Below are 20,837 nucleotides of genomic sequence, written 5' to 3'. Positions count from 1 at the left end.
GGCAGTAGAATAGAAGCAGTGTTCGAGGGTGTTGCCGGGGTCGCCGATGTCCCCGGCGTGGCGCCCTGACCGCGACAGGAGGATGCCTGTGCCCGCTGCCGCACTGAAGCCGAAGCCGTTGCCGACCCAGTCCACCGCGAAGCGTGCCGTTCTGCTCGACCTGCCCTACGGGCCGGTGGAGAAGCGGCCGTTGCCCCCGGGGCGTCCGCGTGAGTGGTACGTGAGCCACAACCGGCGTCTCAAGGCGATGCGCCTTGCGATCGCCCTGCTCGACTCGGGTGTGTACCTGCCCGACCAGGCACGCAACGAGACGATCCGGAGCGCTGCCGAGACGGTCGGTGTCCATCCGCCGTCGGACACCACGTGCCACATGGTGCGGGCGCTGATGCGGTACTCGAGGTGAGCCGTGGCGCCGGGCGCCCTGTGCACGCAGGGCGCCCGGCGCCGCAGGCCGCCGCCCGCTCCCATGGCCGTACGGCCAACGCCCGTACCGCGCACGGCCGTACGGCCAACGCCCGTACCGCGCACGGCCGTACGACCCGCTCCCGCACCGCCCGTTGTCACGTCGCCAACTCCTTCTCCAGCGGCGTCCGGATGCGCGGTGTCACTCTGGTCGCCCCCACCCAGCCCCGCAGCCGCTCCGCCTCCACCTCGATCGCCGCCCGCGCCTCCCGGCCCACGCCGTCCGTGTCGAGGATCCGCCAGGCGATCTCGCCGTCCGGCCGCTGGGCCCACCCGCCGACCACCCGGCCGTTCCACCAGACCGTCGGCCCCACGTTGCCGCTGTAGTCGAACAGCGCCGCCCGCGACTCCGGCGCCAGATACCAGTCCCGTTGCTGCCAGCCCATCGCCGTCGGATCGAGCGCGGGCAGCAGCGCGGCCCAGGGCTCCGCGGGCCCCGTCACCGGGTCGGTGTCGCCGTCGACGACATGGCCGACGCCCTCGTCCAAGGACACCGTCCGGGCGCCGATCGCGGACAGGGCCCGGCGGACCTCCGTGACCCGCCACCCGGTCCACCACTTGAGGTCGGCCTCCGTGGCCGGGCCGCAGGCGGTGAGCCAGCGGCGCAGGAGGGCCGCCTGGGCCTTCGCCGGGTCCAGTTCGGGGTGCGCGGGGGCCACCGCCCAGCGGAACAGGTTGGAGGTCCAGGACCCGAGCGGCCGGCCCCGGACGACCTTGCCCTCGACGCCCAGCACCTTCAACAGGCGCGTGGAGACGGTGTGGACGCCCTCGTAGGACTTCCCGGCCGCGTACACGAACTGCTGCCGCAGGCGTGGTTCGTCCTCGGCGAGCTCGGCCGCCGTCGCCTGGCCACGCCGGGACAGCGCGGCCAGTGCCGACTCCTCGACCTCCTTGAGCCAGGCCGCGTCCGGCGCCCCGGCCGTCGCCATGTGCTTCAGCAGCGCGGCCCGCTCCCGGGCCGCGACCGTGAGGCCGGTGGAGGCGTGCACCACCGCGGTCAGGTCCGTCGGGAACACGAAGACGGTGTGCCGCATACCGTGCATCCGGACCAGCGCGCGGTCCTCGTACAGCGCCCGGCCGGTCTCCGGCACCGTCCGCGCCGGGTCCGCGAGCCGTGCGCCCACCGCCAGGTACACCGTCGCGGGATCCGTGCCGTGCAGGGCGACCAGGGCGGCGGCCACCTCCTCCGGGGCCGCCGCCCGCGCCGCCCCGGCCAGCCGGTGCCGCAGCGCGAGCCGCGCCCGCCGCTCCGCCACGCCGATGTACCGCTCCCCGCCACCCATGCCGGCCTCCGCCCTCGCCCGTCACGTCCTGCCTGAGGGCATCCTGCACGACACCACTGACAATCGGGGTGGCACGACGGCCGCCGAGGGACGTCACCCGTTCGCCGTACCCGGCATGCGCACGCCCCGCCCCGAGGCCTTCACTGCGAACAGGAGGTGCCGGACACCAGGGGGCCCGGGAGGCGTGAGAGGAGGCGGCACCCATGACGACCCATGCCGACCACCAGGCCCGCCACCCCGACCGTCCGGCCCGCCACCCCGACCATCCGGCCCGTCATCCCGACCACCCGGCCCACCGCGCCGACCCCGCCGCCCGCGCCGATCGCGGCAAGGCCGCCCGCAAACGCGTGCCCCGTTCCGCGCACGCCGCCTGGATCCCCGCCGTCGACCGGCCGGACCCCGTCGGCGTACTGGAACGGCAGGGCCGCGACCGGCTGCCGGAGCTGCTGCCGGTCCGCTACGGCCGCATGGCCGCGTCCCCCTTCGCCTTCCTGCGCGGCGCGGCCGCCGTGATGGCCGCCGACCTGGCCGCCCAGCCGCACACGGGCCTCACCGTGCAGCTCTGCGGCGACGCCCACCTGCTCAACTTCGGCCTCTACGCCTCCCCGGAGCGGTCCCTGCTCTTCGACCTCAACGACTTCGACGAGACCTTCCCCGGCCCCTTCGAATGGGACGTCAAACGCCTCGCCGCCAGCGTCGCCGTCGCCGCCCGCGAGAACGGCCACAGCGAGGCCGAGGCCCATCACGCGGCACTGGAGGCGACCGCCGCCTACCGGGAGGCCATGCGCCGCCTCGCCCGACGCGGTGAACTCGACGTCTGGTACGAGCGCATCGACGCCGACAGCCTGCTGCCGCTGGTCCGCTCCGCCCGCCGGCGCCGCCGCGCCGAGTCCAGCCTCACCCGCGCCCGCCGCCGCACCAGCCTGCAGGCCCTCGGCAAGCTCACGGAGATCGTCGACGGACACCGGCGCATCATCCACGACCCGCCGCTCCTCGAACCCGCCGGCGCCCCCGACACAGCCGCCCTGCGCAAGATCTTCAGCGACTACCGCTCCACCCTCTCCGAGGAACGCCGACTGCTCCTCGACCGCTACCGCTTCGTCGACGCCGCCCGCAAGGTGGTCGGCGTGGGCAGCGTCGGTACCCGCTGCTTCCTTGTGCTGCTCGCCGGCCGGGACGCGGCCGACCCGCTGTTCCTCCAGGTCAAGGAGGCGCGGAGATCCGTACTGGAGGAACATCTGCCGAACGGTCCCCACGTCGTCCATCCCGGGCACCGGGTCGTCACCGGGCAGCGGCTGCTCCAGGCCGCCGGCGACGTCTTCCTCGGCTGGATGAGCGGCCCGCAGGGACGGGCGTACTACTGGCGGCAACTGCGCGACACGAAGGCCGCCGCGGACGTCGCCGGCCTCAGCCCGGACGACCTGGCCGCCTACGCCCGCCTCTGCGGCACCGCCCTGGCCCGTGCCCACGCGCGCACCGGCGACCGCATCGCCATCGCCGGCTACCTGGGCCGCGCCGACACCTTCGAACGAGCCGTCGCCGACTTCGCCCTGAGCTACGCCGACCAGACCGCCCACGACCACACGACCCTCGGCGCGGCGGTCGCGGCGGGAGTGGTGACGGCGGCCCCGGACGTCTGACCGTTCCCGGCGCCAAGGGGCGCGTGCCGCGGGAAAGGGAGATGCACGCCGAGTGACGGTGTCCCTACGCTGGACATACGTTGTGGAGCCCCCGCCCGCCGCTTTCCACGGGACAGACACCACCCCGCGGACTCGGGGCTACTCTGCTACGCACCGACGGCCGGACGCCCACCCTCGCGCCCCGTCCAGACAGCCGACACCGCTCATCACCCACGCCCACGGAGGCCCGTCATGGGCACCATCGTCCTTTCCGGGACCGTCGTCCTGGTCGTTCTGGGATTCGAGAACCACATCTGGTGGCTCGCCGCCGTCGCCGTGCTCTTCCTGTACGTGCAGTACGGACGGGGGACGTCCTCCACGTCCTCCCCTTCTTCGTCCCCAGGAGCCCCGGGATCCGCGCCCGGCAACTACCGCGCCTACCGGGACCGCCGTGACAAGCAGGCCAGGTGGGAGCGCCGCTACCGCCGCGAACGCCCCTTCGAGTCCCGTCGGCAGGCACGCGAGAAGGGCAACTGAGACAGCTGGGGAGCGGCCCCCGGTCACAGACCGGGGGCGCCCCATACCGGGAACCAGCGGTTGAGGTCCTGCTCGATCCGCACGTCGTTCGAGAGGGCCGCCCGCACCCGCAGTTCGAGCGCGTTGTCGCGCCGCTGTCCCTCCTCGGGCAGCGGCGCGAAGGGGTAGAAGGTGCCCCGCTTGTACAGGTAGACCAGCGCGAGCGACCGGCCCTGGGGGTCCTGGAAGCCGGCCAGCGAGCACAGCAGTTGCGGCCCGAAGCCGTTGACCTCCATCGAGCTGTTCACCGCGTGCAGATCGTTGACCAGGAGCGGCAGCTGGTCGGGGGCCCGTTCCGACACCAGCCACGAGTACCCGTACTCGTCCCGCCGCAGTTCCACCGGCGGACCGTCGCGGTCGGTGTCCGCGTCCAGCAGGGCCTGTACCTCGCGGTGGGTCTGCTCGAAGGCCGCGCCCTCCACCGTGGCGAAGCACACCGCGCCGCGCCCGGTCGCGGTGAAGGAGGTGGTCGCCTCCAGCGTCACCGCCGCCGAGGGCAGCGCGAAGAGCTGGTCCAGATCGGGCACGACCGGCTTCGTACGGCCGAGCAGGATGTCCAGCAGCCCCATCCTCAGCCGGCCCTCCCCGGGGTCGTCGCCTCACCCAGTTCACCGGAGATCCTGCCCAGCTGTTCCAGCCGCTGCTCCAGACTCGGGTGGGTCGAGAACAGTCGCGCCACACCCGGCTCGGACCCCAGTGCCGGGGTGAAGTAGAAGGCGTTGAAGGCCTGCGCCGTCCGCAGGTCCTTGGTCGGGATCCGGGCGATGTCGCCCGTGACCTTGGTCAGCGCGGACGCCAGCGCCGAGGGGCGGCCGGTGAGCAGCGCCGCCGCCCGGTCCGCCGCCAGCTCCCGATACCGGGACAGCGCCCGGATCAGCAGGAAGCTGATCGCGTACACGGCCGCCGACACCCCCATCACGGCGGCGAAGATGACAGCGGTGTTCTGGTCCCTGCGCCCGCCGCCGAACAGCTGCGAGTAGAAGGCGAACCGCACGATCAGCCCGGCGATCACCCCGAGGAAGGACGCGATGGTGATCACCGCGACGTCCTTGTGCGCCACGTGCGACAGCTCGTGCGCGAGGACGCCCTCCAGTTCCGCCGGCTCCAGCCGCCGCAGCAGACCGGTGGTGACGCAGACCACCGCGTTGTCGGGATTCCGGCCGGTCGCGAACGCGTTCGGCATGTCCATCGCCGACACGGCGACCACCGGCTTGGGCATGTCGGCGATCGCGCACAACCGGTCGACCACGGCGTGCAGTTCGGGATACTCCTCCCGCTCCACCACTCGCCCGCGCATCGCGAACAGCGCGATCCGGTCGGAGAACCAGAACTGGGCGACGAACATCACCGCGACCAGTCCGACGACCAACAGCCACGACTTCAGCAGCACGATCAGCGCGACGACGAAGGCCACGTACAGCAGCCCCAGCGAAAACATGGTGACCGTCATCCGCACGGTCAGGCGCCGGTCGCTCCGGAAACGGCTCTGCATCTCGCATCACCCCGCAGTCAGGCACTCGTCCCACAGCCCAGTGTGCACCCGCCCTCGCCATGAAGCGGTCCCGATCAGCCCTAGGGCCAGCAAAGGCTCACCCCGGGCGGCGGCCGAGGTCCTCTAGTACGGCGCCCGGAAGTTCGCGTACCCCAGCAGCAGGATGATCGCCGCCATGCCGCCGAGCACGACGACCGTCGAGATCCACGAGGACCGGCGCGGCCCCGAGGGGTCGGGATCGGCGCGGAAGGGCTGCGGCCGAGGCGGGTTCTCCTTCCAGCGGGCGGCGAGCATCCGGGCCCGCGCGGAGGGCTCCCTGTGCTCGGCGCCGTCGGCCCACCTGAGGTCGAACTCCCGCTCCGCGTCGTCCTGTTCGGGCATCCCCACAACCCCCGTCGTGCGTCTCGAACAACTGTGCAGGAAACCATACGACGACGCCCCCGCCCTGAGTAACCAGGAGCGGGGGCGCCGAACGGCTCACGCGGTCAGGCGTGGTCCGATTTACACGTCGAAGTAGAGCTCGAACTCGTGCGGGTGCGGACGCAGCTGCAGCGGCGCGATCTCGTTGGTGCGCTTGAAGTCGATCCACGTCTCGATCAGGTCCGGCGTGAAGACGTCGCCCTGGAGGAGGAACTCGTGGTCGGCCTCGAGACGGTCGAGGACGGCCGGCAGGGAGGTCGGGACCTGCGCCACGCTCGCGTGCTCCTCGGGAGCCAGCTCGTACAGGTCCTTGTCGATCGGCTCGGCCGGCTCGATCTTGTTCTTGATGCCGTCCAGGCCCGCGAGCAGCAGCGCGGAGAACGTCAGGTACGGGTTGCCGGAGGAGTCGGGCGCACGGAACTCGACGCGCTTGGCCTTCGGGTTCGAGCCGGTGATCGGGATACGCATGGCCGCGGAGCGGTTGCGCTGCGAGTACACCAGGTTGATCGGCGCCTCGAAGCCCGGCACCAGACGGTGGTACGAGTTCACCGTCGGGTTGGTGAAGGCGAGCAGCGACGGGGCGTGCTTGAGGATGCCGCCGATGTAGAAGCGGGCGGTGTCCGACAGGCCCGCGTAACCGGCCTCGTCGTAGAACAGCGGGGAGCCGCCCGTCCACAGCGACTGGTGGACGTGCATGCCCGAGCCGTTGTCACCGAAGATCGGCTTCGGCATGAAGGTCGCGGTCTTGCCGTTGCGCCAGGCCACGTTCTTCACGATGTACTTGAAGAGCTGGAGGTCGTCGGCCGCGGCGAGCAGCGTGTTGAACTTGTAGTTGATCTCGGCCTGGCCGGCGGTGCCCACCTCGTGGTGCTGGCGCTCGACCTGGAGGCCGGAGGCCGCCAGCTCCAGGGAGATCTCCGCGCGCAGGTCGGCGAAGTGGTCGACCGGCGGGACCGGGAAGTAGCCGCCCTTGTAGCGGACCTTGTAACCACGGTTGTCCTCGAGGGCGCCGGTGTTCCAGGCGCCGGCCTCGGAGTCGATGTGGTAGAAGGACTCGTTCGCGCTGGTCGCGAAGCGCACGGAGTCGAAGACGTAGAACTCGGCCTCGGGACCGAAGTACGCGGTGTCCGCGATACCGGTCGACGCCAGGTAGGCCTCGGCCTTCTTCGCCACGTTGCGCGGGTCACGGCTGTACTGCTCGCCGGTGATCGGGTCGTGGATGAAGAAGTTGATGTTCAGCGTCTTGTCACGGCGGAAGGGGTCGAGCCGGGCGGTCGACAGGTCCGCGCGCAGTGCCATGTCCGACTCGTGAATGGCCTGGAAGCCACGGATCGACGAGCCGTCGAAGGCGAGCTCGTCGTCCGGGTCGAACGCCTCGACGGGCAGCGTGAAGTGCTGCATGACGCCCGGCAGGTCGCAGAAGCGGACGTCGACGAACTTGACGCCCTCGTCCGCGATGAACTTCTTGGCCTCGTCGGCGTTCTGGAACATCCAGCTCCTCCTACTCCCGACCGTCGTGCCGGGGTGGTAGTTCGTTTGTGCGGCCAGTGCGGTGGCACACGCTGTCGTCGACCCTAGGGACGGGTGATTTCTCATGCGTGACCCATTTGTTTCGCACAAGTTAACCGGACACCTTCCGGTCCACCCCACCTGTCCGTATCGCGAAACGGGCGCAGTACGGTGTAGGCGTGGACAAGAGGGAAGCAATCGGTTCGTGGCTCTCGGGACCCCGCGCGGCCGCCGAGCAGGCCGGTGTGGCCTTCGGATACCGGGGCGAACAGCTCGGTCTGCCGGAGGAGGGGCCGGGATCGATAGCCCGCCCGGGGCGGCGCCTCGGGGCACTGGTGGTGGACTGGGCGATGAGCGCCCTGATTGCATCCCGGTTGATCACTCAGAGCTATGACCAGACGGCCTCCAACTGGGCGCTGCTGGTCTTCTTCGTGATGGGCGCCCTCACGGTCGGCACCGTCGGCTTCACCCCGGGCAAGCGCCTCTTCGGCGTACGGGTGGTCGCCCTGGACACCGGCCGCGTCAACCCCTGGCGGGCGCTGCTCCGCACGGCCCTGCTGTGCCTGGCCGTCCCCGCCCTGATCTGGGACCGCGACGGCCGCGGCCTGCACGACCGGCTGGCCCGCACGGTCGAGGTACGGATCTGACGGCCGTACTCCTCGTACGACGAGGCGGCCGCGCTCCTCGTACTACGAAGGGGGCGCCCGGAGTGATCCGGGCGCCCCCTTTCTGACGTGGGAGGGGAGTCAGCGGGCCTTGGGCCCGCCCTTCGGGAGCTTCATGCCCTTCGGCATCGGCCCCTTCGGCACCGGCATGTTGCTCATCAGATCGCCCAGCGCCCGCAGCCGGTCGTTGGTCGCGGTGACCTGGGGGCCGGTGAGCACGCGCGGAAGCTTCAGCATCGTCGTGCGCAGCTTCTTCAGCTCGACCTGGCCCTCACCCGTGCCGACGATCAGGTCGTGCACCGGCACATCGGCCACGATGCGGTTCATCTTCTTCTTCTCGGCGGCCAGGAGGCTCTTCACCCGGTTCGGGTTGCCCTCGGCGACCAGCACGACGCCGGCCTTGCCGACGGCCCGGTGCACCACGTCCTGACTGCGGTTCATCGCGACCGCGGGGGTCGTGGTCCAACCCCGGCCGACGTTGTCCAGTACGGCCGCCGCAGCGCCCGGCTGTCCCTCCATCTGCCCGAAGGCTGCCCTCTCGGCCCTGCGCCCGAACACGATCGCCGACGCGAGGAAGGCGAGCAGGAGGCCCAGAATGCCGAGATATACGGGGTGACCGATCAAGAAACCGATCGCGAGGAAGACACCGAAGGTGACGATTCCGACAGCCGCGAGTACAAGACCGATCTTCTTGTCGGCCTTGCGAGTCATCTTGTAGGTCAGGGCGATCTGCTTGAGTCGCCCTTGGTCCGCAGCGTTCGCTGCCGTGTCCTTCCTCGCCATGGCAGGAAGTCTACGTGGCCCCACAAGCGCCGACGACGGCAGTGCCCGCGGGGACGGCGGAAGGGGTGTGTCAGGGACGGACGGTGAAGGTCTGCTCCAGGACAAGCTGCGCCTCGACCCTGTCCTTGGCGCGGCGGCGGTCCTCCAGCACGGATGTCCAGGCGTTGCGGCGGGCGGTGCGCTGGCCGCTGCTCATGAGCAGGGATTCGACGGCACGGAGCGCGTCGGTGAACGTAGGAATCGCTGTGGCGCGAACGGGCGCGGCCTGCATGATGGAGGTCCCCCCTTGATACCGCTTCGGGTACGGGTGCACGTGGTGTAAGTCCAGGGTCACTGATTGGTGTTACCAGGGCATGACCGACCGGTCAAACACCAATGAAGCGTTGATGGCGGGGCCTCGCAAGCCGACGCGGTCCTGATGGGTGTCCTCATCTGCGAGGACGGTCAGGACCGCGTCATATCGGCCGTTACTGGCGAGTAGCCCCTTGTGCGCGAATTCACACGCTTGCACCACTCCTGGCCGGGCAAGGTGGGTGACGGTTTGTCAGGCAGGTCACACGGCCTGCGAGGCGGCGTAGGAGCCCTCGCGCCGCGGAGTGGCTGACTGACGCTGCTCGACGGCCATCCGGTACAGCCGCCCGGCGCGGTACGAGGACCGGACCAGCGGGCCGGACATCACACCGGAGAAGCCGATCTGCTCGGCCTCCTCCTGCAGCTCCACGAACTCGTGCGGCTTGACCCAGCGCTCCACGGGGTGGTGGCGCACGCTCGGACGCAGGTACTGCGTGATGGTGACCAGCTCGCAGCCGGCGTCGTGCAGCTGCTGGAGCGCCTCGCTGATCTCCTCGCGGGTCTCGCCCATGCCGAGGATCAGGTTCGACTTGGTGACCAGGCCGTAGTCGCGGGCCTCGGTGATGACCTTCAGCGAGCGCTCGTAGCGGAAGCCGGGGCGGATCCGCTTGAAGATCCGGGGGACCGTCTCGACGTTGTGCGCGAAGACCTCGGGGCGGGAGGCGAAGACCTCCTGGAGCAGCTCCGGGACGGCGTTGAAGTCGGGGGCGAGGAGCTCGACCTTGGTAGGGCCGCTCTCGCGGTCCGCCGTCTGCTGGTGGATCTGGCGCACGGTCTCGGCGTACAGCCAGGCACCGCCGTCCTCCAGGTCGTCGCGGGCGACGCCGGTGATGGTGGCGTAGTTGAGGTCCATGGTGACCACGGACTCGCCCACGCGGCGCGGCTCGTCGCGGTCGAGGGCCTCGGGCTTGCCGGTGTCGATCTGGCAGAAGTCACAGCGCCGGGTGCACTGGTCGCCACCGATGAGGAAGGTCGCCTCGCGGTCCTCCCAGCACTCGTAGATGTTGGGGCAGCCGGCTTCCTGGCAGACGGTGTGCAGGCCCTCGCTCTTCACGAGGTTCTGCATCTTGGTGTACTCGGGACCCATTTTCGCCCGGGTCTTGATCCACTCGGGCTTGCGCTCGATGGGGGTCTGGGCGTTCCGGACCTCCAGGCGCAGCATCTTGCGTCCGTCGGGTGCGACTGCGGACACATCGGCTCCCTGTAGCTTCGATTCTTCGGCGTACACCAGGGTACGCCCGTGCTTGTTGCGGCCTACACGTGAGGGCAACCCCGGGACTGTGGGGCCCATTCCCGGGCTCAGGCCGTCGCCTTCTCGATCTCCCGCGGCTTCGGTTCCGCGTTCTCGAGTACGTCCTTCAGGTGCCGCTCGACGACGGGCAGTACCTCCTCGATCGTCACATCCCGGCCGAGCTCGTTCGCGAGGGAGGCGACGCCCGCGTCGCGGATGCCGCACGGGATGATGCGGTCGAACCACTTGTTGTCCGGGTTCACGTTGAGGGCGAAGCCGTGCATGGTCACGCCCTTCGCCACCCGGATCCCGATCGCCGCGATCTTGCGGTCCTCGCGGCGCTGGCCCGCGTTGGACGGGGCGTACTCGGGGCCGTTGAGGCGCGGGTCGAACTCGTCGTCCCGCAGCCGCGGGTCGAGGTCCAGCGACAGTCCGCCGAGCAGCGGACGCCGCGCTGTCGCTTGTCGGGGTTCGCCGAGCACCCACACCCCGCTGCGGCCCTCGACGCGGGTGGTCTCCAGGCCGAACTCCGCGCACGTAAGGATCAGGGCCTCTTCGAGGCGCCGTACATGCGCGACCACGTCGACCGGACGCGGGAGCTTCTGGATCGGGTAGCCGACCAACTGGCCCGGGCCGTGCCAGGTGATCTTGCCGCCGCGGTCGACGTCGACGACCGGGGTGCCGTCGAGCGGCCGTTCGTTGTCCGCCGTGCGCCGGCCGGCCGTGTAGACCGGCGGGTGTTCGAGGAGCAGCACGGTGTCGGGGGCCTCGTCGGTGAATCGGGCCGCGTGCACCCGGCGTTGCTCGTCCCACGCCTCCTGGTACTCGACCGCGTCCGCACCGAACCCCATGCGGACGAACCGCAACCCACTCACGACAAGCGCCTCCCTAGAAGGTCGTAAGGCACAAGGCGTGCCTAAGCCACTGTACGACCGGCCACCGGGCGTCAGCCCGACGGCCAATCCTCACACGATCGGATGAACGAACGTCGAAGTGTGCGTTCGACTGCTCACTCTCCGCTACATTCGCGCCGTTCGCAGAGGCCATAAGGGCTGCTCACAGGCAATCCGGGCAACGCAGGCGCCGCAGCGGCCGCCGCGAGGCCCGAAGGCAGGAGACCGCACCGCAGATGACGGAACGACCCGCGCAGCGCACCCCCAACCGCCAGCTCGCCGCGCTCATCGCAGAAGCGGGGTTCTCCAACGCGGGTCTCGCCCGGCGAGTGGACCAGCTCGGTCTCGAACACGGGCTGGACCTCAGATACGACAAGACATCCGTGACCCGGTGGCTGCGCGGGCAGCAGCCCCGCGGCACCACGCCCGCCCTGATCGCCGAGGTCTTCACCCGCCGCCTCGGCCGCAGGCTCAGCGCCCAGGACCTCGGGCTTGACGCCTGCGCGCCGGTCTACGCGGGCCTCGAATTCGCGGCCACCCCCGAGGAGGCCATCGACATCGTCAGCGGGCTGTGGCGCAAGGACTCCGGCAGTCACGCCGAGCTCCGCAAGATCGCGTTCACCCCGGCGGGGCTGGTGGTGCCGAGCCGGGACTGGCTGATCGGCCGCCCCGACGACAGGGTGACCCGTGGCGAGGTGCCCCTTCGGTTGCCCCCGCAGGGCCGCCCGGCCGTCCCCCGGCAGCGCGGCCAGACCGACCGCGGTCCCGGCCAGAAGGTCACCGGCGGCGACATCTCCGCCCTCCGCTCGGTCGGCGAGCTGTTCCGCTCCCTCGACGACATGTACGGCGGCGGTCACGCCCGGCAGGCCCTCGTGCGCTACCTGGAGCACGAGTGCGAGCCGATGCTGCGCGGCACCTACGGCGAACAGACCGGCCGCCGGCTGTTCGCCGCCGCCGCCGACCTGACCCGGCTCGCGGGCTGGACGTCGTACGACATCGCCGCGCACGGTCTCGCCCAGCGCTACTTCGTGCAGGCGTTGCGGCTCGCGCAGGCGGCCGGGGACCGGGCGTACGGCTCCTATGTGCTGGTCACGATGAGCAGGCAGGCCGTCTATCTCGGGCACGGCCGGGAGGCCGTGCAGCTCGCGCGGGTGGCGCAGCAGGGGGTGGGGACCAACGCCCCGCCGGTCGTACAGGCGCTGCTGCACGCGGTCGAGGCACGTGGGCATGGCGTACTGGGCGAGGTACGGGCCTGCACCGCCTCCCTCGTGCGGGCCGAACGCGCGCTGGAGGCGGCCCGGCCCGCCGACGAGGTCCCGCACTGGGCGCGGTTCTTCGACGAGGCGCAGCTCGCCGACGAGTTCGGGCACTGCCACCGGGACCTCCAGCAGTTCCGCGCCGCCGCCCAGCACGCGGAACGCGCCCTGCAACTGCGCGCCCCCGCCTACGCCCGCAGCCGCCTCTTCTGCCGGATCGTCCTGGCCTCCGCCCGCCTCGGCCTCGGCGAACTCGACCAGGCCTGCGCCCTCGGCGCCGAGGCGGCCGGCGCGGCGGTTGAGATGCGCTCGGTCCGGGCGGTCGAGTACGTACGGGACTTCGAGCGGAGGCTGGAGCCGTACAAGGACGCGGCACCGGTGAGGGGGTACCGGGACAAGGTCGCTGCGCTGGGCTAGGAGGGTGCTTGTGGCTCCGGCCGGTGGGGGGTTTGCGCGGCTCCGTCGTGGCTGGTCGCGCCCACGCGGCGGAGCCGCACATCGACGGGGCCTCGCGCCCCTGGGGCGGGTCGGGTGGTCGTTGGTTGGGAGGGGCTCGTGGCTGCGGCCGGTGCGGGGTCTGTGCGGCTTCGTGGTGGCTGGTCGCGCCCACGCGGCGGAGCCGCACATCGACGGGGCCTCGCGCCCCTTGGGTGGGTCGGGTGGCGTTGGTTGGGAGGTGCTCGTGGCTGCTCGCGCCCCTTGGGTGGGTCGGGTGGCGTTGGTTGGGAGGTGATCGAGGCGGCTCCGCGCCCCTGGGGTGGGTCAGGCGGCCCTCGGTAGGGAGGTGCTCGGGGGGTCTGCCCTGTGCAGGGAGCCGGTGGTTCCCAGGTCCGTCAGGATCGCCGCGGTCGCGCGGTGGGCCGAGTGCAGGGCGCCCTGGACCGTGCTGGTGTCGCGGTGGTCTCCGCATACGTAGAGGCCGGCCAGGAGTCGTACCGAACGGCGTAGGTCGTGCGGCGGGCGCATGGCCGGTACGGCCTCGGGGGTGTGGTGGACGGCGACCGTCTCCCAGCGCCGGGTCGAGGTGCGGTACAGGCGCGCCAGATGCATGCGTACGGCCGTGTCGAGGTCGGCCGGGGGTGGGCCCAGGACCGTCGAGGAGACGAGGGGGCGGCCCGCCGGTGCGCGCGACGGGTCGACCCGGCTGACCACCGCCGTGTACGCGACCGGGCCGCCCCGGTCCGCGTCGAGCAGCAGGGACGCGCCCGTGGCCGGCGGCTCGTCCGCCGTGTGGTGCACCACCGTCACCGGGTGGAAGTCCGGCACCCGCAGGCCGGGCAGCAGCTCGGCCGCGGCCCGCGCGTCGGTCGCCAGGAGCACCGCCCGGCAGCGGATCTCACCGTGCTCGGCGGTCGTCACCGAGGTCGTGGAGAGCGAGGTGACCCGGACCCCGGTCCGCACGGTGCCCGCGGGCAACGTCCGCGCGAGCAGCTCCGGCAGCGCCTCCGCACCGCCCTCCGGCACGCACAGCCGCCCCCGTGCGAAGGCCCGCAGCGCGAGGTCCGCGCACCGGCTGGACGTAGTCAGCTCCGGGTCGCACAGCAGGGCGGCGAGCAGCGGGCGCAGGAAGCCGTCGATCGTGCGGGCGGGGACCCCGCGCTCCGCGAGGGCCTGGCCCGCGGGCAACTCCGGCCGGCCCAGCAGCCGTTCGACGGGCAGCCCCCCGATCCGGGTGAGCGCGGTGCCGAGCCGGGCCTGGTCGACGGCGGTGCCGAGGGGGGACGTGCCCCGGGGGGCGTTGCGGACGGCGCCGGGTGCGCCGACGGGCCGAGAACCCGCCCGGCCCCTCGGCGCGGCGGCCGGCTCCGGATCACCCCAGTCCCTGGACGCGGCGGCCTGCCGCGGCAGAACCCGTCCCTTGGGCGCCACGGACGACCTGGGGGCGCTTGCCAGGGCGCGCACAGCATGAAGTGCGCCCCTTGCGCCCCCCGGATGAGCGAGGGCGCCCGCCCGGTGGTGGCGTCCGTCGCTGTGCAGCAGGACACCCGGGGCGAAGGGGCGCAGCACCAGTGCGTCCAGCCCGGGGGTCAGTCGTAGGTCGGGATACGCCGTGGACAGCAGCTGTCCGATGCGGTCGAGCCGGAAGCCGTCGACCTTCTCCGTCGACATGCGGCCGCCGACCCACGGGGCCGCCTCCAGCACCGCGGTCGTCACTCCTGCGCTGGTCAGTCGATGCGCCGCGGAGAGTCCGGCGATCCCGGCTCCCACGATCACGACATCCGCCTGGTACGCGGGCTCAAGCACGTGCCCCTCCTGGAGGTTGTGCGGCCGGTGGAGACGGCCCCAACTGGCTTCAGAAATACCCGAGTTCGGGTCGAGGGTAGGGCCGTGATCGGTCGGGTGCAGTCGCGCATCGACAGGGCACGGTCGCACGACGGTCGCATTCGATCGCAGACGTCACAGGGCCGCCCGGATCGCCTCCTCGATCTCCGGGAACGCGAAGGTGAACCCCGACTCCAACAGCCGCATCGGCAACACCCGTTGGCTGCCCAGGACGTCCCCGGCCATCTCCCCGAGCGCGATCCGCAGCACCGGCGCGGGCACCGCGAACAGGGTCGGTCGGCCCAGCACCCGCCCCATCGCCGCGGTGATCTCACGGTTCGTCAGCGGCCGCGGAGCGGTGACGTTGAACGGCCCCGACAGGCCGTCGGTGTCGATGAGATGCCGGATCGCCGCGACCTCGTCGTGCAGCGAGACGAACGACCAGTACTGCCGCCCGTCGCCCAACCGCCCGCCGAGCCCCGCCTTGAACAGCGGGAACAGCCGCCCCCAGGCCCCGCCATGGCGGGCCACCACCAGTCCCGTGCGGGTGAACACGGTCCGTACGCCCGCCTCCCGGGCCGGTGCCGCGGCGCCCTCCCACTCCACGCACAGCTCGGGCAGGAAGCCCTCCCCGGGCGGCGCGTCCTCGTCGACGGGCCGGTCACCGGTCTCGCCGTAGATGCCCATCGCGCTGCCGTTCACGAAGACCCGCGGCGGCTCGTCCAGGGACGCGGCCGCCTCGGCGAGGGCGGCCGTGCCCAGCACCCTGCTGTCCCGGATCCTCGCCTTGTACGCGTCCGTCCAGCGGCGCGAGCCCACGTTCGCGCCGGCCAGGTTGACCACGACGTCGCACCCGACGAGCCCGGCCGGGTCGACGTACTTCCTCGCGGGGTCCCACCGGACCTCGTCCCGGGTCCGGGGCGCCCGGCGCACCAGGCGCACCACCTCGTGCCCGTCCGCGGTCAGGGACCGCACCAGGGCGCCGCCGATCAGACCGGAGGCACCGGCCACCGCGATTCGCGAACGTGTCATGAGTGCCATCCTCGCTCAGCGGCCGCACTCCGGCCTGATCGGGGTCCCGCCGTATCCCGGCCTAGGGTGACCGTCATGCCGGTACCCCACATACGCCACGCCGCCCTCGCCGACGGGGAGGCGCTGGGCCGCCTCGACCGCGACGCCTGGTCCCCGCTGCACGCCGTCATGCCGCGCCCCCGGCCGCCGTACGACCCCTTCTACAGCCGGCGGTACGGGCCCCGGGACCACCTCGTCGCCGAACTGGCCGGGATCCTCGTCGGCTACATCCGGCTGACGCACCCGACCTCCCTCGCCTGCAACGCCCACGTCCGCCAGATCCAGGGACTCGTGGTGGCCGACGAGGCGCGCGGCGCCGGGGTCGGCCGGGCACTGCTGCGGGCCGCGGGGGAGGAGGCCCGGCGGCAGGGGGCGCGCCGGCTCACCCTGCGCGTGCTGGGGCACAACATCCCCGCCCGCAGGCTGTACGAGTCCGAGGGCTTCGTGGTGGAGGGGGTCCTGCCCGAGGAGTTCCTGCTGGACGGCGTCTACGTCGACGACGTGCTCATGGGCCGCACTCTCTGACCTGCTCGGCGGTGGCGCTCGTACGGCGTCTGCGCACGAGCAGGTAGAGCGGGGCCCCGGCCACCGCGGCCGCCGTGGCGAAACCGGCGAGCATCCAGCCGGGGCCGACCGGATGGCCGGCCGGGGCGGCGGCGGTGAGGGCGAACAGGGACACCAGGAGGAGAGCGGCCCGGCGGGCCGGGCTGGCACAGGACATGCGCCCAGAGGTACGCCGTGAGTGCCGCCGGGCGTGGGATTGCCCCGTCCGAGGGCGAGGTGGGCGGGGGGTCTCAGGGCGGCCGGTGCCCCATGGACCGCGTCCGTCAGGACGTGACCAGGTCGCCCGTGTCCACCGGAGCCGTCGCGTCCGACGCGCGCCGCGCGTCGTCGGCGATCTCGGCCACCGTGAGGACGTACCCCGTCTCGTCGTCCGAGGTGGAGCGGGCGAAGACCACGCCGTACACCTGGCCGCCGGTGGTCAGCAACGGGCCGCCGGAGTTGCCGGGGCGGACGGTCGAGCGGATCGAGTAGATCTCGCGGGTGACGGTCGCGTCGCTGTAGATGTTCTGGCCGGTCGCCCGCACTCGGTTCGCCACGGTCGCCGCCTGCAGGTTCAGGTCGCCGTCCTGCGGATAGCCGGCGACCACCGCCGAGTCGCCGCGTGTGGCGTCGCCGTCGAACTTCAGCACCGGGGCGCTCAGTTCGGGGACGTACAGCACCGCCACGTCCTTGTTCGGGTCGAAGAGCACCACCCGTGACTCGTAGGACCGCCCCACACCCCCGATCCGTACGCTCGGATCGTCGATGCCGGCCACCACGTGCGCGTTGGTCATCACATGCCGCGGGGCGTACACGAAGCCGCTGCCCTCGCGGCCCTGGGTGCCCGCGACGCCCTCGATCTTCACGGTGCTCAGCTTGGCGGCGTTCGTCGCGCTCGCCGTGACGCTGTCGCCGGTCGGCTTGGCGACCTCGGCCGTCGACTCGTTCTCGAACGGGTTGAAGACCTGCGGGAAGCCCGCCTGGGTGAGCGCGGACGTGGCCCGCGAGAACCAGGCGGGAGTGGTGTCCGGCATCGTGTCCTGGACGGCGCCCAGCAGGGCGGAGTCCCGGATCGCGGTCGTGACCAGCGGGGACGAGGACGCGCCGAGCACACTCGCCACCACCCACGCCACGATCAGCACCGCCACCGAGTTGGCCGCGGCCCCGCCGACCCCGTCGGCCACCCTGAGCGGCCCCCGGTCCAGCTCCCGGCGCAGTTTCAGCGCCAGCCGCCCCGCGAGCTCGTGCCCCACCACCGCCGGAACCAGCACGGTCAGCACCGCGGTCACCGTCGCCGCGGTCGTCCCCGGTGTGGCCAGGTCCATCATCCACGGCAGCACCCACACGCCGATGACCGCGCCGCCCACGAACCCGGCGAACGAGACACAGCCGGCCACCAGCCCGCGCCGGTAGCCGGACGCCGCGTAGGCGAGGATCACCAGCAACAGCAGGATGTCGAGCAGGTCCACGGAGCCGCCTTTCTCTCGGACCCCTCAGGGGGCGTCTCCTAGTACGCGTGGGACGGTCCCAGTGATCAGTCACGCGCGCGCGTGGCCACCGGAACCGGCCACGCGTGCGTGCACCTGGAGAAACGTCGCGGACCCGGACGATGGTTCCACCGGGTGGCACAGCACACATCGCGGGCGCACCGGATCCGGCCGACAGTGGCAGCATGTGTGTCTCGCGAAGACGGCGGCGGCCGCGGCGGGCCCGGAGACGACGCGCGGGCCGCATACCGGGCACCGCACTCGTGCTGCTGGGCTGCCTGCCCGGCCTGGCCGCGGCCGGCGCGCTGGTGCTGTGCGCGAGCGGCGTCGAACACACGGCCGCCGCCCGCGCCGCCGCCCGGCAGACCGCCGTCCCCCGCCAGGCCGGCGCCCCGCACTCCGCGACCAGGCCGCCCATCCGGCCGCGCGCGACCTGGCTGGACGACGACACCCGCCGCCCGCAGCCGCCGCCGCGCTACGACGACAAGGTCATCGCCGTCTTCGTCCACCACACCGACTCGCCCAACGACTACGACTGCGCCGAGACGCCCCACATCATCCGCTACCTGTACGCGGGCCAGACCGGCGCCCGGGACTGGGACGACATCGGCTACAACTTCCTCGTCGACCGCTGCGGCACCATCTACGAGGGCCGCGCGGGCGGCCCCGGCCGGCCCGTGACCGGCGCCCACACCCAGGGCTTCAACCACCGCACCACGGGCATCGCCGCCGTCGGCACGTTCACCGCCGGTGTCAAGGTGCCGAAGGCGATGATCGACTCGATCGCCGCGCTGGTCGCCTGGAAGCTGGGCCCGGCCGATGTCGACCCCCGCGCGAGGGTCCGCCTGGTCTCCAGCAACAGCCTCAGCCGGTACGCGTCCGGCACCGCCGCCCTGCTGCCCGCCCTGGCTGGCCACGACGACGGCTACATGACGAGCTGCCCCGGCGCGGCCCTCACCGCCCGGCTGCCGGAGATCAGGGAACGGGCGGCACGGCTCCAGGGCAGGGTGTGAGGAGGATGCCGAGGTCCACAGGAACGGCACAGCCCGCGCGCAGGGTGCTGAGAGATCCGCGCTCTACGGTCTTCACCAGAAGCCGACCGGAGGTGGGGATCATGAGCAGCAGCAGGAGCGGCGGCAGTCGGGTGTGGACGGTGGTCTGCGCGGTCGCGACCGTCGTCCTGGGGCCGGCCGCCGTCACGGCGTCCGCGCTCGACCAGGCCAACAAGGCACCGATGCACCACGCGGCGCGGGTCGACCGGCCGGTCGACCAGACCCAGGCGTACCTCCCGACGGACCCGACCCGCCGCCGGGTCGCGTAGCCCTCAGAGCCTGTGACACAGGCTCTCAGCCCCTGAACCGCTCCCACAGCCTGGGGTAGCGCTCCGCCAGCACCCGTGCGTTCTCGAAGTCGACGGGGGTCCCGGCCGGCTCCGAGGCCGCGGGCGGGATGCCCAGGTCGGGGGCGACGGTACCGGTGAGCTGCTCGTAGGCCTCGTCCGCCGCGTAGCCGAGTTCCTCGCCGTCGCCGTCGAGCTCCTCGTCGAAGTCGGCCAGGAGATCGGCGAGCGAGTCCGGGACGTGCACGGCACCCTCGTACGCCTCGCGGCCCTGGCCGATCAGCCAGCACCGGAAGAAGTCGAAGGCGTCGTCGCTCGCCCCGTCCAGCAGGACCCAGGCGGCGCCCCACAGGTCCCAGGTGTACGCGCGGTTGAAACGGGCCTCGAAGTGACGGGCGAAGTCGAGGACCATCTCCGGGTCCAGCTGGAGCAGCCGGTCCACGAGCAGGTCAGCCTGCTCCTCGGGGTCGCCCTCGGCGGCCTCGCGGGTGGCGTCCACCAGCTCCCAGAACTCCGTCTCGTCCATCACGGGTCCAGCATCGGCCCTGGAAGGGTGGGGCGCACGTGGAGTGCGACGGATTGTTATGTCCCGTACAAGGCTATGTCCCATAGAGGGCGGAAAGGCGCATCGCGTCCGCGGCGAAACGTGCCCGCAGACTCTCCGGCGCCAGTACCTCCGCCTCCGGCCCGAGCGCCGCGAGCTGGCTGTGCGCGACCTCCTCGGACTCCACCGGCAGGGTCACCGTCACCCGCCCGAGCTCGTCCGGCGGGCCGGTGGCCTGCAGCGCCTCCCGGGCGGACGGCCCGTCGACGGCGTACGGCAGGGCCCGCACCCCGTCCCGGGTCAGTCGTACGACGACCTCGGCGCGCAGGATGGAGCGCGCGAACTGCTCGGCCCGCTCCTCCCAGAAACCCGGCAGGTCGAACTCCTCGTCCCGCGCGAACCGCTCCTCGCCCGCCTTCACCGCCGTGAACCGGTCGATCCGGTACACCCGGTAGGACCCGTGCCCAGCCACCCGCGCGCACAGATACCAGACACCCGCCTTCAGGACGAGCCCGTACGGCTCCAGGTCCCGCACGACCTCGCCCTCGCCGCGCCAGTAGCGCGCGGTGATCCGCCGGTCGTCCCACACCGCGTCGGCGACGGCCGGCAGCAGCTCGGGTGTCTTCGGCTCCTTGAACCAGCTCGGCGCGTCCAGATGGAACCGCTGAGCCGCCGTACGCGAGGCGTCCCGCACCGACGGGAGCAGGGCCGCGGAGACCTTCAGCCGCGCCGCCGAGCCCGCGTCCTCCAGGCCCATCTCGCGCAGCGCCCCCGGCACCCCGGACAGGAACAGCGCCTCGGCCTCGCCGCGCGCCAGCCCGGTCAGCCGGGTGCGGTACCCGCCGATCAGCCGGTAACCGCCGGCCCGCCCCCGGTCGGCGTACACCGGCACCCCCGCCTCCGACAGTGCCTGCGCGTCCCGCGTGACGGTCCGCTCGGACACCTCCAGCTCCCGTGCCAGCTCGGCGGCGGTCATGGACGGCCGGGACTGGAGCAGCAACACCATTTTGATGAGACGGGCGGCACGCATACGTTCATGATGCCGGGATCC

General features: G+C 72.1%; 23 protein-coding genes. 8 read left to right on the top strand and 15 right to left on the bottom strand.

The genetic code is table 11. The annotated features are described in order from the left end of the window. Positions 1–88 precede the first annotated feature (88 nt). Positions 89–403: a hypothetical protein gene (locus AB0H86_RS24375; protein ID WP_362442421.1), complete on the top strand. Its 315-nt coding sequence runs from the start codon at positions 89–91 to the stop codon at positions 401–403. Positions 404–560: 157 nt separating this feature from the next. On the opposite strand, the gene AB0H86_RS24370 is transcribed toward AB0H86_RS24375, so the two are convergent. Further along, positions 561–1,745: a winged helix DNA-binding domain-containing protein gene (locus AB0H86_RS24370; RefSeq protein WP_362442418.1), complete on the bottom strand. Its 1,185-nt coding sequence runs from the start codon at positions 1,743–1,745 to the stop codon at positions 561–563. A gap of 203 nt (positions 1,746–1,948) precedes the next feature. Between AB0H86_RS24370 and AB0H86_RS24365 the strand changes: the two genes are divergently transcribed. Next, positions 1,949–3,385, top strand: a complete 1,437-nt coding sequence (locus AB0H86_RS24365) for a DUF2252 domain-containing protein (protein WP_362442415.1) — start codon at positions 1,949–1,951, stop codon at positions 3,383–3,385. Between the two features lie 231 nt (positions 3,386–3,616). Continuing rightward, the gene (locus tag AB0H86_RS24360) at positions 3,617–3,901 is read left to right on the top strand and encodes a hypothetical protein (protein WP_362442412.1); all 285 of its coding nucleotides are present in this window, start codon (positions 3,617–3,619) and stop codon (positions 3,899–3,901) included. Positions 3,902–3,924: 23 nt separating this feature from the next. On the opposite strand, the gene AB0H86_RS24355 is transcribed toward AB0H86_RS24360, so the two are convergent. The 4 genes from AB0H86_RS24355 to glnA form a co-directional block, all read right to left on the bottom strand. Further along, positions 3,925–4,509: a hypothetical protein gene (locus tag AB0H86_RS24355; RefSeq protein WP_362442409.1), complete on the bottom strand. Its 585-nt coding sequence runs from the start codon at positions 4,507–4,509 to the stop codon at positions 3,925–3,927. 2 nt (positions 4,510–4,511) lie between these two features. Beyond that, a complete protein-coding gene (gene htpX / locus AB0H86_RS24350; RefSeq protein WP_362442406.1) occupies positions 4,512–5,432 on the bottom strand; it encodes a zinc metalloprotease HtpX in 921 nt (306 codons plus the stop codon). Between the two features lie 123 nt (positions 5,433–5,555). Beyond that, positions 5,556–5,813, bottom strand: a complete 258-nt coding sequence (locus AB0H86_RS24345) for a hypothetical protein (protein ID WP_362442403.1) — start codon at positions 5,811–5,813, stop codon at positions 5,556–5,558. 120 nt (positions 5,814–5,933) lie between these two features. Continuing rightward, positions 5,934–7,343 carry a type I glutamate--ammonia ligase gene (gene glnA, locus AB0H86_RS24340; RefSeq protein ID WP_362442400.1) on the bottom strand — a complete coding sequence of 470 codons (1,410 nt, stop codon included), beginning with the start codon at positions 7,341–7,343 and terminating at the stop codon, positions 5,934–5,936. A 197-nt stretch (positions 7,344–7,540) separates the two neighbouring features. On the opposite strand from glnA, the gene AB0H86_RS24335 reads away from it, so the two are divergent. Continuing rightward, a complete protein-coding gene (locus AB0H86_RS24335) occupies positions 7,541–8,008 on the top strand; it encodes an RDD family protein (protein WP_362442398.1) in 468 nt (155 codons plus the stop codon). A gap of 99 nt (positions 8,009–8,107) precedes the next feature. Here the strand turns inward: AB0H86_RS24335 and AB0H86_RS24330 are convergent, their stop codons facing one another. The 4 genes from AB0H86_RS24330 to lipB all read right to left on the bottom strand — a co-directional run bounded on the left by AB0H86_RS24330 (position 8,108) and on the right by lipB (position 11,266). Further along, positions 8,108–8,809: a DUF4191 domain-containing protein gene (locus tag AB0H86_RS24330; RefSeq protein WP_362442396.1), complete on the bottom strand. Its 702-nt coding sequence runs from the start codon at positions 8,807–8,809 to the stop codon at positions 8,108–8,110. 70 nt (positions 8,810–8,879) lie between these two features. Next, positions 8,880–9,080 (bottom strand): hypothetical protein, encoded by a 201-nt coding sequence (locus AB0H86_RS24325; protein WP_362442393.1) that lies wholly within the window; start codon positions 9,078–9,080, stop codon positions 8,880–8,882. A 282-nt stretch (positions 9,081–9,362) separates the two neighbouring features. Then, complete coding sequence (gene lipA, locus AB0H86_RS24320) at positions 9,363–10,352, bottom strand: lipoyl synthase (RefSeq protein WP_362442390.1); 990 nt, start codon at positions 10,350–10,352, stop codon at positions 9,363–9,365. A gap of 107 nt (positions 10,353–10,459) precedes the next feature. After that, on the bottom strand, positions 10,460–11,266 hold the full coding sequence (gene lipB, locus AB0H86_RS24315; protein ID WP_362442387.1) for a lipoyl(octanoyl) transferase LipB: 807 nt from the start codon (positions 11,264–11,266) through the stop codon (positions 10,460–10,462). Positions 11,267–11,520: 254 nt separating this feature from the next. On the opposite strand from lipB, the gene AB0H86_RS24310 reads away from it, so the two are divergent. Then, a complete protein-coding gene (locus AB0H86_RS24310) occupies positions 11,521–12,957 on the top strand; it encodes a regulator (RefSeq protein ID WP_362442385.1) in 1,437 nt (478 codons plus the stop codon). Between the two features lie 345 nt (positions 12,958–13,302). On the opposite strand, the gene AB0H86_RS24305 is transcribed toward AB0H86_RS24310, so the two are convergent. Both AB0H86_RS24305 and AB0H86_RS24300 read right to left on the bottom strand, forming a co-directional pair. Beyond that, a complete protein-coding gene (locus AB0H86_RS24305) occupies positions 13,303–14,784 on the bottom strand; it encodes an NAD(P)/FAD-dependent oxidoreductase (protein ID WP_362442382.1) in 1,482 nt (493 codons plus the stop codon). A 153-nt stretch (positions 14,785–14,937) separates the two neighbouring features. Continuing rightward, positions 14,938–15,834 (bottom strand): TIGR01777 family oxidoreductase, encoded by an 897-nt coding sequence (locus tag AB0H86_RS24300; protein WP_362442379.1) that lies wholly within the window; start codon positions 15,832–15,834, stop codon positions 14,938–14,940. Between the two features lie 66 nt (positions 15,835–15,900). Between AB0H86_RS24300 and AB0H86_RS24295 the strand changes: the two genes are divergently transcribed. Then, complete coding sequence (locus AB0H86_RS24295; protein ID WP_362442376.1) at positions 15,901–16,398, top strand: GNAT family N-acetyltransferase; 498 nt, start codon at positions 15,901–15,903, stop codon at positions 16,396–16,398. Here the strand turns inward: AB0H86_RS24295 and AB0H86_RS24290 are convergent. Next, positions 16,379–16,594 carry a hypothetical protein gene (locus AB0H86_RS24290; RefSeq protein ID WP_362442373.1) on the bottom strand — a complete coding sequence of 72 codons (216 nt, stop codon included), beginning with the start codon at positions 16,592–16,594 and terminating at the stop codon, positions 16,379–16,381. The genes AB0H86_RS24295 and AB0H86_RS24290 overlap by 20 nt on opposite strands. A 106-nt stretch (positions 16,595–16,700) precedes the next feature. Further along, a complete protein-coding gene (locus AB0H86_RS24285) occupies positions 16,701–17,885 on the bottom strand; it encodes a MarP family serine protease (RefSeq protein WP_362442370.1) in 1,185 nt (394 codons plus the stop codon). A 203-nt stretch (positions 17,886–18,088) separates the two neighbouring features. Between AB0H86_RS24285 and AB0H86_RS24280 the strand changes: the two genes are divergently transcribed. Together AB0H86_RS24280 and AB0H86_RS24275 are read left to right on the top strand one after the other, a co-directional pair. After that, a complete protein-coding gene (locus tag AB0H86_RS24280) occupies positions 18,089–18,916 on the top strand; it encodes a peptidoglycan recognition protein (RefSeq protein ID WP_362442367.1) in 828 nt (275 codons plus the stop codon). Between the two features lie 101 nt (positions 18,917–19,017). Then, complete coding sequence (locus AB0H86_RS24275; RefSeq protein WP_362442364.1) at positions 19,018–19,224, top strand: hypothetical protein; 207 nt, start codon at positions 19,018–19,020, stop codon at positions 19,222–19,224. Between the two features lie 25 nt (positions 19,225–19,249). On the opposite strand, the gene AB0H86_RS24270 is transcribed toward AB0H86_RS24275, so the two are convergent. Further along, the gene (locus AB0H86_RS24270; RefSeq protein ID WP_362442504.1) at positions 19,250–19,768 is read right to left on the bottom strand and encodes a DUF4240 domain-containing protein; all 519 of its coding nucleotides are present in this window, start codon (positions 19,766–19,768) and stop codon (positions 19,250–19,252) included. Between the two features lie 73 nt (positions 19,769–19,841). Beyond that, on the bottom strand, positions 19,842–20,816 hold the full coding sequence (locus AB0H86_RS24265) for a WYL domain-containing protein (protein ID WP_362442361.1): 975 nt from the start codon (positions 20,814–20,816) through the stop codon (positions 19,842–19,844). Positions 20,817–20,837: the final 21 nt, after the last annotated feature.

Source organism: Streptomyces sp. NPDC050997, assembly GCF_040660135.1.
Lineage (GTDB): Bacteria > Actinomycetota > Actinomycetes > Streptomycetales > Streptomycetaceae > Streptomyces.
This window is presented reverse-complemented; position numbering and strand designations above follow the sequence as displayed.